Source organism: Variovorax saccharolyticus (assembly GCF_030316765.1).
GTDB classification, from domain to species: domain Bacteria; phylum Pseudomonadota; class Gammaproteobacteria; order Burkholderiales; family Burkholderiaceae_C; genus Variovorax; species Variovorax saccharolyticus.
This window is the reverse complement of the sequence record NZ_JASZYT010000018.1, coordinates 82,402-96,911: the sequence shown is the minus strand read 5'-3', so window position 1 is coordinate 96,911 and position 14,510 is coordinate 82,402. Positions and strand designations below refer to the sequence as shown.

At 69.4% G+C, this 14,510-nt stretch carries 17 protein-coding genes; 8 read left to right on the top strand and 9 right to left on the bottom strand.

Going from position 1 to position 14,510, the window contains the following annotated elements:
• The first annotated feature begins 109 nt into the window (after positions 1-109).
• Positions 110-1,066, top strand: a complete 957-nt coding sequence (locus tag QTI45_RS33950) for an AEC family transporter (RefSeq protein WP_286372720.1) — start codon at positions 110-112, stop codon at positions 1,064-1,066.
• 7 nt (positions 1,067-1,073) lie between these two features.
• Here QTI45_RS33950 and pdxH read toward each other — a convergent pair whose 3' ends face one another.
• A complete protein-coding gene (gene pdxH / locus QTI45_RS33945) occupies positions 1,074-1,721 on the bottom strand; it encodes a pyridoxamine 5'-phosphate oxidase (RefSeq protein ID WP_286372719.1) in 648 nt (215 codons plus the stop codon).
• A gap of 40 nt (positions 1,722-1,761) precedes the next feature.
• Here pdxH and QTI45_RS33940 point away from each other — a divergent pair, with 40 nt between their 5' ends.
• Entirely contained in the window at positions 1,762-2,334 is a 573-nt protein-coding gene (locus tag QTI45_RS33940; RefSeq protein WP_286657472.1) for a nucleotidyltransferase family protein, read from the top strand.
• A 12-nt stretch (positions 2,335-2,346) separates the two neighbouring features.
• Here QTI45_RS33940 and QTI45_RS33935 read toward each other — a convergent pair whose 3' ends face one another.
• A complete protein-coding gene (locus tag QTI45_RS33935) occupies positions 2,347-2,883 on the bottom strand; it encodes a superoxide dismutase family protein (RefSeq protein ID WP_286657471.1) in 537 nt (178 codons plus the stop codon).
• Positions 2,884-2,890: 7 nt separating this feature from the next.
• Positions 2,891-3,631, bottom strand: a complete 741-nt coding sequence (locus tag QTI45_RS33930) for a gamma-glutamylcyclotransferase (RefSeq protein ID WP_444813339.1) — start codon at positions 3,629-3,631, stop codon at positions 2,891-2,893.
• A gap of 42 nt (positions 3,632-3,673) precedes the next feature.
• Between QTI45_RS33930 and QTI45_RS33925 the strand changes: the two genes are divergently transcribed.
• The 6 genes from QTI45_RS33925 to QTI45_RS33900 all read left to right on the top strand — a co-directional run bounded on the left by QTI45_RS33925 (position 3,674) and on the right by QTI45_RS33900 (position 9,295).
• Positions 3,674-4,213, top strand: a complete 540-nt coding sequence (locus QTI45_RS33925) for an OmpA family protein (protein ID WP_286372716.1) — start codon at positions 3,674-3,676, stop codon at positions 4,211-4,213.
• Between the two features lie 116 nt (positions 4,214-4,329).
• A complete protein-coding gene (gene edd / locus QTI45_RS33920; protein ID WP_286657470.1) occupies positions 4,330-6,168 on the top strand; it encodes a phosphogluconate dehydratase in 1,839 nt (612 codons plus the stop codon).
• Positions 6,159-6,800, top strand: coding sequence for a bifunctional 4-hydroxy-2-oxoglutarate aldolase/2-dehydro-3-deoxy-phosphogluconate aldolase (eda, locus tag QTI45_RS33915; protein WP_286657469.1), 642 nt, complete (start codon positions 6,159-6,161; stop codon positions 6,798-6,800). The genes edd and eda overlap by 10 nt, the downstream gene beginning before the upstream one ends.
• 11 nt (positions 6,801-6,811) lie before the next feature.
• Entirely contained in the window at positions 6,812-7,537 is a 726-nt protein-coding gene (locus tag QTI45_RS33910) for a haloacid dehalogenase type II (RefSeq protein ID WP_286657468.1), read from the top strand.
• A gap of 52 nt (positions 7,538-7,589) precedes the next feature.
• Positions 7,590-8,159: a GNAT family N-acetyltransferase gene (locus tag QTI45_RS33905; RefSeq protein WP_444813338.1), complete on the top strand. Its 570-nt coding sequence runs from the start codon at positions 7,590-7,592 to the stop codon at positions 8,157-8,159.
• A gap of 29 nt (positions 8,160-8,188) precedes the next feature.
• The gene (locus QTI45_RS33900; protein ID WP_286657467.1) at positions 8,189-9,295 is read left to right on the top strand and encodes a calcium:cation antiporter; all 1,107 of its coding nucleotides are present in this window, start codon (positions 8,189-8,191) and stop codon (positions 9,293-9,295) included.
• A gap of 17 nt (positions 9,296-9,312) precedes the next feature.
• Here QTI45_RS33900 and QTI45_RS33895 read toward each other — a convergent pair whose 3' ends face one another.
• From QTI45_RS33895 to QTI45_RS33870, 6 genes are all read right to left on the bottom strand, one after another.
• Positions 9,313-9,750: an SRPBCC family protein gene (locus QTI45_RS33895; RefSeq protein WP_286657466.1), complete on the bottom strand. Its 438-nt coding sequence runs from the start codon at positions 9,748-9,750 to the stop codon at positions 9,313-9,315.
• 156 nt (positions 9,751-9,906) lie between these two features.
• Positions 9,907-10,341, bottom strand: coding sequence for a lactoylglutathione lyase (gene gloA, locus QTI45_RS33890; RefSeq protein WP_286657465.1), 435 nt, complete (start codon positions 10,339-10,341; stop codon positions 9,907-9,909).
• A 49-nt stretch (positions 10,342-10,390) separates the two neighbouring features.
• On the bottom strand, positions 10,391-11,077 hold the full coding sequence (locus tag QTI45_RS33885) for an ABC transporter ATP-binding protein (RefSeq protein ID WP_286657464.1): 687 nt from the start codon (positions 11,075-11,077) through the stop codon (positions 10,391-10,393).
• A 61-nt stretch (positions 11,078-11,138) separates the two neighbouring features.
• Positions 11,139-12,776 carry an ABC transporter permease gene (locus QTI45_RS33880; RefSeq protein ID WP_286372711.1) on the bottom strand — a complete coding sequence of 546 codons (1,638 nt, stop codon included), beginning with the start codon at positions 12,774-12,776 and terminating at the stop codon, positions 11,139-11,141.
• Positions 12,773-13,822: an extracellular solute-binding protein gene (locus QTI45_RS33875; RefSeq protein ID WP_286657463.1), complete on the bottom strand. Its 1,050-nt coding sequence runs from the start codon at positions 13,820-13,822 to the stop codon at positions 12,773-12,775. The genes QTI45_RS33880 and QTI45_RS33875 overlap by 4 nt, the downstream gene beginning before the upstream one ends.
• Before the next feature lie 129 nt (positions 13,823-13,951).
• A complete protein-coding gene (locus tag QTI45_RS33870) occupies positions 13,952-14,494 on the bottom strand; it encodes a PaaI family thioesterase (protein WP_286372709.1) in 543 nt (180 codons plus the stop codon).
• Positions 14,495-14,510 lie beyond the last annotated feature (16 nt).

The following is a 14,510-nucleotide window of genomic DNA, read 5'->3' as shown; positions in this document are numbered from 1 at the left end:
GGGGCATACCGCCCGCCACCGCTGGGACGTCGGGGTTGCATCGGCGCTGGAGGCGTCGGGCGGGCTTGAGCGGATCGACTCCATCACGTCGGCTATTCTCGAAAGCTCTATGAATGGTCCCGTCGTTTCCTCGCTTCTGCCCGTGGTGGTCCTCATCGCGGTCGGCTGGCTGGCGGGGCGGATGCGATGGATCCGCGGCGATTCGGTCAAGGACCTGTCGAACCTGGTGTTCCTGCTGCTGGCGCCGCCGCTGCTCTTTCGCTCGATGAGCACGGTGCGCGTCGAGCAGCTCAGCCTGAAGCCGGTGGCGGCCTATTTCGTCGCCGCCGGCCTGATCTTCGCGGCCACGCTGGCATGGCGCGGCTTCAACCGCACCGGCGTCGTGCTGGCGCTGGCCAACACCTACAGCAACACCGTGATGATCGGCATCGCGCTGGTGGGCCTGGCCTACGGGCCAGAGGGCATGGTGGTGCTGCTGACGCTGATCTCGCTGCACTCGCTGGTGCTGCTGACCAGCGCCACCGTGTTCCTCGAACTCGCGCTGGCGCAGGAGGACGCGCAACGTCTGACTTCAGGCGGTGCGGGCCGGCCGTCCATGCTGCGTACCGTGGGGCGCGCCTTGCGCAACGCGATCATCCATCCGGTGCAGGCGCCGATCCTGCTCGGGCTGCTGTTCGCCCAGACCGGGCTGGCGATCCCGGCGGCCGTCGACAAGCCGATCGCTCTGCTGGGACAGGCCTTCAGCCCGGTGGCGCTGATGCTGGTCGGCATCACGCTGGCGCTGACGCCGGTCGGGCGCCATTGGCGGCAGGCGCTGCTGCATGCCTCGATCAAGAACCTGGTGCATCCGGCGCTGGTGGCCGCGCTCGGGCTGGGCTTCGGCCTGCGCGGCCTGCCGCTGACCGTCATGGTGGTGGCGGCCTCGCTGCCGATCGGCGCCAATGTGTTCCTGTTCGCCCAGCGCTACCGGACCTCGGAAGGCCTGATCACCGCCAGCGTGGTGGTGTCGACCGTGATGGCGCTGGTCTCGCTGTCGGCGGTGATGGCACTGGTCAACCGCTTCTGATTGCTGCTCAGGGCGCCAGCCGCTCGCGCACCCAGGCATCGCCCTCGGCGCGATAGCGCAGCCGGTCGTGCAGCCGGCTCTTGCGCCCCTGCCAGAACTCCCAGCGCTCGGGCACCAGGCGGAAGCCGCCCCAGTGCGGCGGCCGCGGCGGCGAGAGCAGGTGTTTCGCGGCCTGCAGCGCGGCGTTTTTCACCAGCACGTCGCGGCCGCTGATGACCTCGCTCTGCGGGCTGGCCCAGGCGCCGATGCGGGAATCCAGGGGGCGGCTCGCGAAGTAGGCGTCGCTCTCGGCGGCATCGGCCTTGTGGACCCGGCCCTCGATGCGCACCACGCGCTCGAGTTCGACCCAGTGGAACTGCAGCGCCGCGTAGGGATTGCCGGCCAGCTCCTGGCCCTTGCGGCTTTGGTAGTTGGTGTACCAGACGATGCCGCGGGCGTCGTAGCCCTTGACCAGCACGATGCGCGTCGACGGACGCAGGTCGCCGCCGACGGTGGCCAGGGTCATGGCGTTGGGTTCGGGCACCTGGGCGTCGATCGCCTCGGTGAGCCAGCGGTCGAACTGGTCGAGCGGGTTGGCGGCGCTGTGGATTTCGTCGAGCTCGGCGCGCTCGTAGCTCTTGCGCAGCGCGGCCAGCGATTCGTTGGTGGAACTCATGGCGCCATTGTTGCCCAAGCGAAGCGGAGATACTGCGACCATGAATGCCGCCCCGCCCGAACGCCGCCCGCCGACCGTCATCGTGCTCGCCTCGGGGCGCGGCGAGCGCTTCCGGGCGGCCGGCGGCACGGTCCACAAGCTGCAGGCGGCGCTGGCCGGCGCCACCGTGCTCGAGCACACGCTGGCCGCGGTGCGCGCGAGCGGCCTGCCGTGGCATCTCGAGGATGTCGGCCATCCGGGCATGGGGGACTCGATCGCCGCCGCGGTCCGGGCCACGGCCGACGCCGCCGGCTGGCTGATCCTGCCGGCCGACCTGCCGCTGGTGCAGCCGGCGACCCTGGCCGCCGTGGCGCATGCACTGGGCTTTCCGATGCAGGCGGCGCAGCCGCACTTCCGCGGCGAGCGCGGGCATCCCGTGGGCTTCTCCGCAGCCTGCTTCGAGCCGCTTTCGCGGCTGTCGGGCAACCAGGGCGCTGCGCCGGTGCTGCGCGCACTCAGGGAGGCGGGGCAGGTGGCCGACATCGAAGTCGATGATGTCGGTGTCGTGACCGACATCGACACGCCCGCGGAACTCGCGCGCGCCGAGGCCCTGATGAGGGCCCGCCAACCCTAGGGTGAACGCGCCCTAGCTTCTGGCGATGATCCCGCAGGCGATCCGCGGGCCGGAGTTGCCGGCCGGCTGTGTCGTGAAATCGTCGCGGTCGCGGTGCACCACCAGCGCGCGGCCGACCACGTTGTTGAGCGCGCCTTCGGTCAGCGAGATGGTGTGCACGTCGACGCTGAAGCGAGCGACGCCGGCGGCATCGGCCACCAGGCTGGGCAGCTCGCCGGCATGGCTGCCGGGGGCGGCGAACTTGCCATGGGTGCCGCCGGCGGGGTTGAAGTGTGCGCCCGAGCCGTTGCCGTTGCCGCCGCAGTCGCCTTTTTCGTGGATATGGAAGCCATGCTCGGTGCCCGGTGCCAATCCCCGCACTTCGCCCTTGACCCGCACGCCGTGATCGAGGGCGGTGAAGCTGACCTTGCCCATGGTGGGATTCGGCGTGATCGCGTCGGTCGGCGCCAGTGCGGCGGTCGCTCCGGCCTTGGGTCCCAGTGTTCCGCAGGCGGTGAGCAGGCTGGCTGCGGCAATGGCGAAGGCAGGGGCGAGGAGACGAAGACGCATGTTCGGGCTATTCCTTGGCTGGGGGTGTATGGATCGACTCGGGAGGGTATACCGGATCGATGGGCGGGCCGGTGTCGGCCGGCGCCGACAGTCGCGATTCCGCCAGCCGGATCAGGCGCGCCAGCGCCGCATCGTGGATCTTGTGCCGCCGCAGCTCGAGCAGCGTCTGCCGGGCATAGTCCAGCGAACTGCCGTAGCGGCCGACCGCATTCGCAAAGATGTGGGCATAGCGTTCGTCGCTCAGCTCGCCGGTGAAGTTCGGACTGCGGCGCGACAGCGTGAAGGCCAGCGCCCGCACCGTCGAATGCGGCGTCGTGCAGGACAGCCAGCGCGGGTCGTAGACGCCGGTGGGCATCTCGCGCAGCCAGAGCCGGCCGAGCGTTTCCAGCCCATCGGCGGCGGGCACCCGGAACACCATGCCGCGACAGCTGCCGCCCGACAGCAGCCCGAACACCAGCCCCGGGTTCTCGACCGTGCCCCGATTGATCCGGCTCCACATCTTGAGCGCCCGGTGCCAGCCCTGGACCCGGGCCGGGTGCCGCTCGACGAAGCCGAAGTCGGGTCGCCAGATCAGCGAGCCGTAGCCGAACAGCCAGAGGTCCTCGTGGCCGCCCCATTCGTCGATCACGCGATCGAGCATCGGCTGGGGGTCGCGCAGCGGCTTGGGCAGGGGGTCCAGGCCGGGCGGCCCGGGGTCGCCGCCCGGGGCCGGGGGAGCGACGCCTACAATTTGGCGGTCATGGTTCACCGCACCATTATTTACCGACCCCTCAACTACGGAGCCCCGCCCATGTCCGCAACCACCGACGACGAGAGCCAGCAGAACTTCATCCTCGCCTTCGTGCTCGGCCTGATCGCCTTCGTGATCGCGCTCGTGATCGGGATCGTTCTCTACACCCGCGGCCAGGCGCCGGGCCCGGCCGCGGCACCGGTCGCGGCCGCCGCGCCGGTGACCACGCTGGCGGTCGTGACCGAGACCGTGACCGTCGTGATCCCCGACGGCGCCAGCATCCGCGTGGTCGGCGGCATCGTGAATTTCTATTTCGCCACCGCCAGCGCCGACCTCGCGCCGGGCGCCGCCGAGGCATTGGCGGCGGTGATCAAGGGCGTCGAGGGCGGCCGCAAGGCGGTGGTCTCGGGCTTCCACGACACCACCGGCGACCCGGCGATCAACGAGGCGCTGGCCAAGAAGCGCGCCGAGACCGTGCGCGACGTGCTGACCGGCCTCGGCGTGCCGGCCGACAAGGTCGACCTGCAGAAACCGGCCGTCACCACCGGCTCGGGCAACAACGCCGAGGCGCGCCGGGTCGAAGTCAAGCTGCTCGACTGAAGTCGCAGCGCGCACCTCAGAAAAAGCCCGGCTTGTCCGGGCTTTTTCATGCCGGCTTGATACCATGCACTTCCGAGCCGCCCCACGCTGGCTCACCGGCAGAGCGACAAAGCCCCATGACCACCCATCCCACCGTCCGCGCTGTCACCGAGCGCATCCGTGCGCGCAGCCAGAAGCTGCGCAGCGCCTATCTGCAAGACCTGGCCGAGACCCGCGGCCGTGACCGGGGCTCCGACCGCATGGGCTGCGCCAACGTGGCGCACGCTGTGGCCGGCATCCCGGCCAACGACAAGTTCAGGGTGGTGAGCGAACGCGCACCCAACATCGGCATCGTCACCGCCTACAACGACATGCTCTCGGCCCATGCGCCGTACCAGGGCTACCCCGACATCGTCAAGCACGAGGCCCGCCGGCTCGGCGCCACCGCCCAGGTCGCCGGCGGCGTGCCGGCGATGTGCGATGGCGTGACCCAGGGCACGCCCGGCATGGAGCTGAGCCTGTTCAGCCGCGACGTCATCGCCATGGGCACCGCCGTGGCGCTCACGCACGACATGTTCGATGCCGCGCTGATGCTCGGCGTCTGCGACAAGATCGTGCCGGGCCTCCTGATCGGCGCCCTGCATTTCGGCCATCTGCCGACTGTCTTCGTGCCGGCCGGGCCGATGCCCTCGGGCCTGTCGAACACCGCCAAGTCCAAGGTGCGCGAGCAGGCGGCTCAGGGACTGGTGGGCCGCCAGGGCCTGCTCGACGCCGAGATGCAGGCCTACCACGCGCAGGGCACCTGCACCTTCTACGGCACCGCCAACAGCAACCAGATGCTGCTCGAGGCGATGGGCCTGCACGTGCCGGGCTCGGCCTTCATCCAGCCCGGCGACGACATGCGCGAGGCGCTCACGCGCGAGGCGGTGCGCACCGTGCTCGGCCGGGCATCCGACGGCGCATTCGCGGTGCCGCCGATCGGCGAACTGGTCGACGAGCGCGTGATCGTCAACGCCATGGCGGCGCTGCTGGCCACCGGCGGCTCGACCAACCACCTGATCCACTGGGTGGCGGTGGCGCGTGCCGCCGGCATCCTGATCGACTGGGACGATTTCGCCGAGCTTTCGGAAGTCGTGCCGCTGCTGACGCGGGTCTATCCCAACGGCGTCGCCGACGTCAACGGCTTCCAGGCTGCGGGCGGCCCGGGCTTCGTCATCGGTGAACTGCTCGACGCCGGACTGATGCACGCCGACGTGCTCAGCGTGCGGGCCGGCGGCATCCGCGAGTTCGCCGGCATCCCGGTGCTGGCCGGTGCGCCCGCGGACGAACGGTCGCTCAAGTGGGGGCCTGCCGCGCCCTCGAAGGACGACACGGTCGCACGCCCGGTCTCGGCGCCTTTCAGTGCCACCGGGGGACTCAAGCTGCTGCAGGGCAACCTGGGCCGCAGCGTCATCAAGATCTCCTCGGTGCCGGCCGACCGCCACGTGATCGAGGCGCCGGCCCGCGTCTTCGATTCTCAGGCCGCGCTGCAGCAGGCCTTCACGGCCGGCGAGCTCGAGCGCGACGTGGTCTGCGTGGTGCGCTGGCAAGGCCCGCAAGCCAACGGCATGCCCGAGCTGCACAAGCTCACGCCGCCGCTGTCGGTGCTGCAGGGCAAGGGCTTCCGGGTGGCGCTGGTGACCGACGGCCGCATGAGCGGCGCTTCGGGCAAGGTGCCGGCGGCCATCCACGTCTCGCCCGAGGCCGCGGCCGGCGGCCCGCTGGCCAAGGTGCGCGACGGCGACCTGATCCGGCTCGACGGCGTGGCGGGCACGCTCACCGTGCTGCTGCCCGAGGACGAGTGGGCGGCGCGAGAAATTTCGAAGATGCCCGACGAGGCACGCGCCGCCAACGGCCGCGGGCTGGGCCGAGACCTGTTCGCCGGCATGCGGCGCAATGCATTGACTGCTGAAGAAGGAGCCTGCTCATGGCTGTGAACGACAAGATCTCCGCGCTCGACGTGATGCGCGACGCCCCGGTGATCCCGGTCATCGTGCTGCACGACGTCAAGGACGCGGTGCCGCTGGCGCGCGCGCTGGTGGCCGGCGGCATCCGCATGCTCGAGGTGACCTTGCGCACGCGCGAGGCGCTCGAGTGCATCGAGCTGATCTCCAAGGAGGTGCCCGAAGCCGTCGCAGGCGCCGGCACCATTCGCAGCGCGGCCGATGCCCAGGCCTCTGCGCTGGCCGGCGCGCGCTTCGGCGTCAGCCCGGGCTACACGCGGGCGGTCGGCAAGGCCTGCCACGACCTCGGCCTGCCGCTCCTGCCCGGCGTCGCGACCGGCAGCGAGATCATGATGGCCCAGGAAGACGGCCTGACCGAGCTCAAGTTCTTCCCGGCCGTGCAGGCCGGCGGCCTGGCGATGCTGAAGGCCTGGCAAGGGCCCTTCGGTGACGTCAAGTTCTGTCCCACCGGCGGCGTCCACGCCGGCAACGCGCACGAGTTCCTCGCGCTCTCCAACGTGGCCTGCGTCGGCGGCTCCTGGATCGTGCCGACCGACGCCATCGCCGCCGGCGACTGGGGCCGCATCGAGGCGCTGGCGCGCGAGGCCTGCCAACTGTCGCGTTGAGGGTTCGCGGCATGGCGGAAGTCCTGGAAGGCAGCGAGCTGAAGGTCATCGCCTTCGACGTCTTCGGTACCGTGGTCGACTGGCATTCGGGCATTGCGGCCGAGGCCGAGCGCCTGCTGCCGGGCATCGATGGCAGCGCCTTCGCGCTGGCCTGGCGTGCCGGCTACCAGCCCGCGATGAAGGGCGTGATGGAGCGCCTGGCGGCAGGCGAGGGCGGCTTCACCCTGCTCGACGAACTGCACATGGGCATCCTCGGCGATGTGCTGCGTGATTTCGGCGTGGCCGATCTCGACGCGGACGCCAAGCGCGAACTCAACCGCGCCTGGCACCGGCTGCCGGCCTGGCCCGATGCGGTCGAGGGCCTGGCCCGGCTCAAGCGCAAGTACACGATCTGCACGCTGTCCAACGGCAACATCGGCCTGCTCACCGAGATGGCCAAGCGCGTCGGCCTGCCATGGGACTGCGTGCTGTCGGCGGAGGTGTTCAAGGCCTACAAGCCCGATCCGCGCACCTACCTCGGCGTCGCGGCAGTGTTCGACCTCACGCCGGGGCAGGTGATGCTGGCGGCGGCGCACCACGACGACCTGGCGGCGGCGCGGGCCTGCGGACTGCGCACCGGCTACATCGAGCGGCCCCTGGAGTTCGGCCCCGGACGGCCGAAGGATGTCTCGCCGCAGCCCGACAACACGCTGCATGCACGGGACATCGGGGCGCTGGCGGATCTGCTGGGCTGCTGATCCGCCGGCTGGTCGCCCCCGTCCAGGATCGGACCTTCAGACCTTTCACCCCATGCGCACCATCTCCGTTCACTTCGAAATCGCCTCGGCGCAGGACGCCGAGGACCTTGCCGCGCTCCGCGTCATTGCGATGCGCCCAAGTCTCGAACGGGTAGGCCGCTTCGACCCACAACGTGCGAGAGACCGCTTTCTCGCCAACTTCACGCCGGCGTCCACCCGTCATCTGATCGTCGACGGGCATAGAGTCGGCTTTGTCGTGGTGCGCCATCAAGGCGACCATCTTCTCCTTGACCACCTCTATGTTCATTCCGCGTATCAGGGCAAGGGAATCGGGGGCGCCGTGCTTGCAGTCGTACTCGCCGATGCAGATGCACAAGGGATGCCGGTCCGGGTTGGCGCGTTGCGGGCGAGCGAATCGAATCGCTTTTATGTCCGGCACGGTTTTGAGCTGGTCGAAGCGACCGAGTGGGACAACTACTACGTTCGGACGCCGGTCGATCCAGGCACATTCCATCGCGATCCGCACGGCATAAGCACGCCGTCGCTTTTCGAAGGATCGCCGCATCCAGCGCGGTCGGATCGCACAATCGTTCAGGTTTACAAGCGCGCACCGTCCCGGTAAAAAGGCCCCGGTCCAGCCTGGAGCCCATCATGATCCTCATCGGACGTCTTGCTGTTGCGTGGACGACGGTGGCGCTGTTCCTCCTGTTCGGAGACGCGTGGCTTACCGATCTCGCTTCGGGCTTGCGCGCCGCGCTGTTCTTTCTCTGGCTGTTCGTCATCATCCTGTGGTGCGCCTTTGGCGTCGTCGAACAGGCCGACCATCTGGCCGACATGCTCGGCGACCCGCTGGGCTCGCTGGTGCTCACGCTGTCGATCGTGATCATCGAGGTCGTGCTGATCGCCGCGGTGGCGATCGGCAGCGATGCCACGCCGACGCTGGGCCGCGACACGATGTTCGGCGTGCTGATGATCGCGCTGAATGGCGGCGTCGGACTGGCCCTGCTGCTGGGAGGGCTGCACCATCGCGAGCAGGCCTACAACCTGCAGGGCGCCGTCGCCTATCTCGCGGTGATCATCCCGCTGTCATCGGTCGCGCTCATCCTGCCCAACTTCACGCAAGCGGTTCCGGCCGGCAGCCTGACGGTCATCCAGGCGGCTTTCTTCTCACTCTTCACTATCCTGCTGTATGCGATCTTCCTGCTGATCCAGACGCGCCGTCACCAGGATTTCTTCGTCGACGCGCAGAGCGGCAGGTCCGCCGGGGCCGGCGCAGGCAGGCAGGCCGGGCACGGTCCATCCGCTGCCGCGATGATCCGCCACACGGGGCTGCTGCTCGCCACCTTGCTGCCCATCGTGCTGCTGTCCGGGCGGCTCGCCACGCTGATCGACCACGGCAGCGCAGCGCTAGCGGCGCCTTCGGCCCTGGGCGGCGTTCTCATTGCCGTCATCGTCTTCGCGCCGGAGGGAATCAGCGCCCTGGCCGCGGCGCGGGCGAATCAACTGCAGCGCTCGATCAACCTGTGCCTCGGCGCCGCGGCCTCCACCATCGGGCTCACCGTGCCGGCGATCCTCATCATCGGCCTCGTGACGGGCAAGACCGTCATCCTGGGCCTGGATCCGACCGGCATGACCTTGCTGGCCCTCACGCTGATCCTGAGCACGCTCACGTTCTCAGGGCCGCGCACGACAGTCCTCGAAGGCGCCGTGCATCTGGTCGTGTTCCTCGTCTACGTGGTCCTGATCTTCAGTCCCTGATGCGGGTGAGCGGGACGTTAGCCGTCGATGTTGAGAGGCTTGTGACGTTGCTCGGCATATGCTTTGAGCGACTGCATGGTTCGAGGAAGCCCCTCGCGAACCTGCTTGGCAACGCTGGGCCCGAACAGAAAAGCAAGGGCACCAGAGAACCACACTCGGTGAGCCACCTCCGACCCGCCGGCTACTGCAGACACCGTGTGCTCGAAGTGCATGCGAAATAGAGGGATGTAACCCTCTACGGTGAACGATTGGCCCTCGGTACGCTCTGTGACAGTCATCGGCACGCCCATGCCCTTGCTGGGAGAAATTCGGCCCCTTGTTCCAACGGCGAATGGCCCATTGAGTCGGGCTTGTTTGGTATCTGGGTCCCAAAGATGCCATTGGTCGACCTCGCTCCAAATGTGGTCGATGACCGTGGGCGGGACTGCGATGCGGATGCGTTCTTCGATATGCATGGGACGGGTGAAGCTTGTTGCGAAGCCTAAGGGCATGTCTCCCGCAGAACCTGAGTCGTACACCGCCGCACCACGAGGACAAGCGATCGGTGATCCTGATCGAGCGAGGTCACCTCGACCAGTGGCTGTCCAGATCTGCCTTGAGCAGAAGGCCGATCAGGCGCGCAGCGGGTCGCTCTTGCCGTCCGACGGGCGGCTGCCTGCGGTTGATTCCCTTTGGATGAGTTCAATCTTGTAGCCATCCGGATCCGTCACGAACGCGATCACGGTGCTGCCGCCCTTCACCGGCCCGGCTTCGCGCGTGACATTGCCGCCTGCCGCCTTGATTTTCTCGCAGGCCGCATACGCATCGGGCACGCCGAGCGCGATGTGGCCGTAGGCGGTGCCCATCTCGTAGCTCTCGGTGCCCCAGTTGTAGGTCAGCTCGATCTCGGCCTGGGCCGGGTTGCCCTCGTAGCCGACGAAGGCCAGGCTGTACTTGTACTCGGGGTTCTCGGAGGTGCGCAGCAGTTGCATGCCCAGCACCTGGGTGTAGAAATCGATCGAGCGCTGGAGGTTGCCGACGCGCAGCATGGTGTGGAGGAGTCGCATATCGTGGTCGTCTGGTTGTTGCTGCGACATTGTCGCGCCAGAGCCGGCTTCAGTTGCGCGGCGGGGCTTCCCAGCGGCTCAGCCGGCCATCGTGCATGACGCCGATGCGGTCGGCCATGACCTGCGCCTCGGCCTCGTTGTGCGTCACCAGCACCGCGGTCTGGCCGGCCGCCTTGAGGATTTCTCTCACCTCGACCGTCAGGCGTTCGCGGGTGCTGCCGTCGAGGTTCGAGAACGGCTCGTCGAGCAGCAGCAGCGCGGGTTCGGGCGCCAGCGCCCGGGCCAGTGCGATGCGCTGCTGCTGGCCGCCCGAGAGCTGGTGCGGATGGCGCTCGCCGGCATCGGGCAGGCCGACCAGCGCGAGCATCTCGGCCACGCGCTTGCGCTGCGCATCGTGCGGCTGGTGGCGCAGCCCGAAAGCGACATTGCGGGCCGCGTTCAGGTGCGGGAACAGCGCGTATTCCTGGAACATCATGCCGACCCGGCGCCGCTCGGGCGGCAGGTACACCTCGGGCGAGGACAGCAGCACGTTGCCGAGCCGGATGCGGCCGGCGCGCACCGGCTCGAAGCCGGCGATCGCCCGCAGCACCGTGGTCTTGCCGCAACCCGAAGGGCCGAGCAGGCAGCCGATGTCGCCGGCCTCCAGCGACAGGGAGAAATCCTCGACCACGGTGTGCAGGCCGCGCGGGCCCTCGTAGCCCAGGCGCAGCTTCTCGATGGACAGCGCTGCGCTCACCAGCGAACCTCCGTGCTGCGCACTGCGGTGCGAGCCCCCTTCGGAGCGGCCGGGCGGCGGCTCATGCAGCACCTTCCGAAAGACCGTTGCGCGCCAGCAGCACCACCGGCAGCAGCCCGGCGACCACGATCGCCAATGCCGCGATCGCGCCCTCCTCGTAGGTGCCGCGCGCTGCCTCGGCATAGAGCCAGGTGGCGAGGGTGTCGAAGTTGGCCGGCCGCAGCAGCAGGGTGGCCGGCAGTTCCTTCATGGCGTCGACGAACACCAGCAGCGCGCTGGCCGCGATCGCCGGCCGCAGCAGCGGCAGGTGCACGCGGCGCAAGGTGCCGCCGCTGTTCTCGCCGAGCAGGCGGGCCGCCTGCTCGAGTGCCGGCGGGATGCGTGCCAGCCCGGCCTCGATGCCGCCGACGGGCATCGCCAGGAAACGAATCGCGCAAGCCACGACCAGCACGATGCCGGCCGCCATCAGCGGCAGGCCCGGATGGCCGATCAGCGAGGCCAGCGCGGCATCGACCGCCAGCGCGGGCGTCAGCAGGCCGATCGCCAGCACCGTTCCCGGCACCGCGTAGCCCAGGGTGGCGACCCGGCCGGTCCAGCGGCCGCGGTTGCGGGTCGAGCCCTGGCTGCGAACCGCCCAGGCCACGATCAGGCCGGCCGCGACCGCGACCGCGGTCACGCCGGCGGCCACGCCGAGGGTGTTGACCAGGCTCGAGAGCAGGCCGGCCGAGATGCCGCCGCCGAGGCGCAGGCGCTTGGCCGTCTCCCACACCAGGTAGAGCGCCGGCGCGGCGAAGCCGATCAACACCGGCAGCGCCGCCGCGGCGCTGGCGAGCCAGGCGGCCGCACCTTGCAGGCGGCGCGGCTGGATGGCGCGCATGCGCTGCGCGGAGCCGAAGCGCTGGTGGCGTCGGCCGTGGCGCTCCAGCAGCACCAGCGCGATCACCACGAACAGCATCGCTGACGCGATCTGGGCCGCGCCCGCCAGGTCGGAGCGGGTGATCCAGGTGGTGTAGACCGCGACCGTGAGCGTCTGGATGCCGAGGAACTCGGAGGCGCCGATGTCGTTGAGCGTTTCGAGCAGCGCCAGGCTCAGGCCGACCGCCAGGGCCGGCCGGGCCAGCGGCAGCGCGACCCGGAAGAACGCACCGCTGCGGCTCTCGCCGAGCGAACGGGCGGCCTCCATCAGGTGGGCGGGCTGGGTCATGAACATGGCGCGTGCGGTCATGTAGACGTAAGGGTAGAGCACGAAGCCGAGCACGAAGATGGCGCCGGGCATGGAACGCAGGTCGGGCAGGCGAAACTGGCGCGGGCTGTCGAAGCCCAGCAGCCAGCGGATCGCGCCCTGCACCGGGCCGATCGGGTGCAGCAGGTCGAGGTAGGCGAAGGCCACGATGTAGGTCGGCATCGCGAGCGGCAGCAGCAAGGCCCAGTGCAGCACGCCGCGCCCCGGGAAATCACAGGTGCTGACGAGCCAGGCGCAGCCGGTGCCGATCACCAGCACCAGCAGCCCGACGCCGGCCAGCAGCACGGCAGTGTCGAGCGCGGCCTGCGGGAGCACGTGGCGCGCCAGGTGGGCCCAGTGCCCGAGGCCCGAACCGAACGCGAGCCACAGCAGGCTCAGCACCGGCGCCAGTACGCCGAGCGCGATCGCAACCGAAGCGGTCCGCCAGACCGGGCCGACCGACCTCAGCCGCTTCACTGGTCGAACGCGACCTTGTCCACCAGTGCGCTGGCTTGCTTGCGGTACTTGGCGACTTCGGCGATCGGCAGCGGATCGACCTTGAGCTCGCCGATGCTGCTGGCGATGATCGGGTCGAGCGCGACGCCCTTGCGCACCGGGAACTCGTAGTTGGCCTCGGCGTAGAGAACCTGCGCCGACGGCGACACCAGGAACTCGAGCAGCTTGACCGCGTTGGCGCGCTGCGGTGCGTTCTTGGCCACCGCGGCGCCGCTGATGTTGACGTGCGTGCCGCCGCCCTGGGCGAAGGTCGGCTTGATGACCTTGATCGCGTCGCCCCACTTGCGCGCGTCGGTGCCTTCCTTGGCGCCCTTCAGCTGGCCGACGTAGTAGGAGTTGGCCAGGCCGACATCGCAGATGCCGCCGAGGATGTCGCGCGCCACGTCGCGGTCGCCGCCGGTGGCCTTGCGGCCCAGGTTGGCCTTGACGCCGCGCAGCCATTGCTCGGCCTTGGCCTCGCCCTCGTGCGCGATCAGCGCCGAGACCAGCGCCACGTTGTAGGGATGCTGGCCCGAGCGGATGCAGACCTTGCCCTTGTACTTGGGGTTGGCGAGGTCTTCGTAGCGGAACGAGGTCAGCGGCAGGTTCTTGTCGGCATACAGCACGCGGGCCCGCAGCGAGAGGCCGAACCACTGGCCGTCGGCGCCGCGCAGGTTGGCGGGGATCGCGGACTCCAGCGCGGCCGACTTCACGGGCTGCGTGACGCCGCCATCGACCAGGTCGACCAGGTTGCCCACATCGACCGTCATCAGCACGTCGGCCGGCGAGCGCGCGCCCTCGGCCTTGACGCGCTCGAGCAGGCCGTCCTTCACGAAGACGGTGTTGACCTTGACGTCGTTCTGCGCGCTGAAGGCCGCCAGCAGCGGCTGGATCAGGCCGGGCTCGCGCGTCGTGTAGACCGTGACCTCGCCGGCGGCGTAAGCGGGCAGGGCGGCGGCCAGCAACGCCAGGGCGGTGGTGCCCAGCGCGAGGGCCGCGCGGGTGGGCGCGCGAGGATGTGCGGTCATGAAGCGTCTCCGGAAAGCAGTGGAATGAGGTGCATCGGCGCACGTCGCGCGCGGTCAATGCGAATCATAATCACTGGCGCTTGGGGAGAAGTCGCCCTAACCACCCAGGAAATTGCGGGCTTTTCCGCTTCAGCGGCTCGGCAGTTCGAACACCAGGCAGGTGGTGGTGGCATGGGCGTACAAGGTGCCGTCGGCACCGACGATCCGGGCCTCGGCGGTGGCCAGCTGCCGGCCGCAATGCAGCACACGGCCTTCGGCGCGCACGCGCTGCACCTTGGGCGAGAGCGCCTTGACGAGGTTCACGCCCAGTTCGGCGGTGGTGTAGGCGCGTCCGGCCGGCATCATCGTGTGCACCGCGCAGCCCAGCGCCGAATCGAGCAGCGTGGCGAACCAGCCGCCGTGGATGGTGCCCAGCGGATTCAGGTGCTCGGCCTTCGGCGTGCCCTGGAACACGGCGCGCCCGGGGCCGATCTCGATCAGCTGGAACGACAGCGTCTTGGCGATCGCCGCATAGGGAATCTCGGCCCGCAGCATGGCCTGCATCATCTCGAGCCCGGTCTTGCCGGCGATCTGCTCCGGCCGCGCCACGCCCGGGCCGGGTCCGGCGTCGAGCCGCTCGGTGATGGCTGCTTCCTCGGCGATCCAGGCCGCCAGTTGATCCGTTGCTGTCATTGGTTACCCTTTAGAA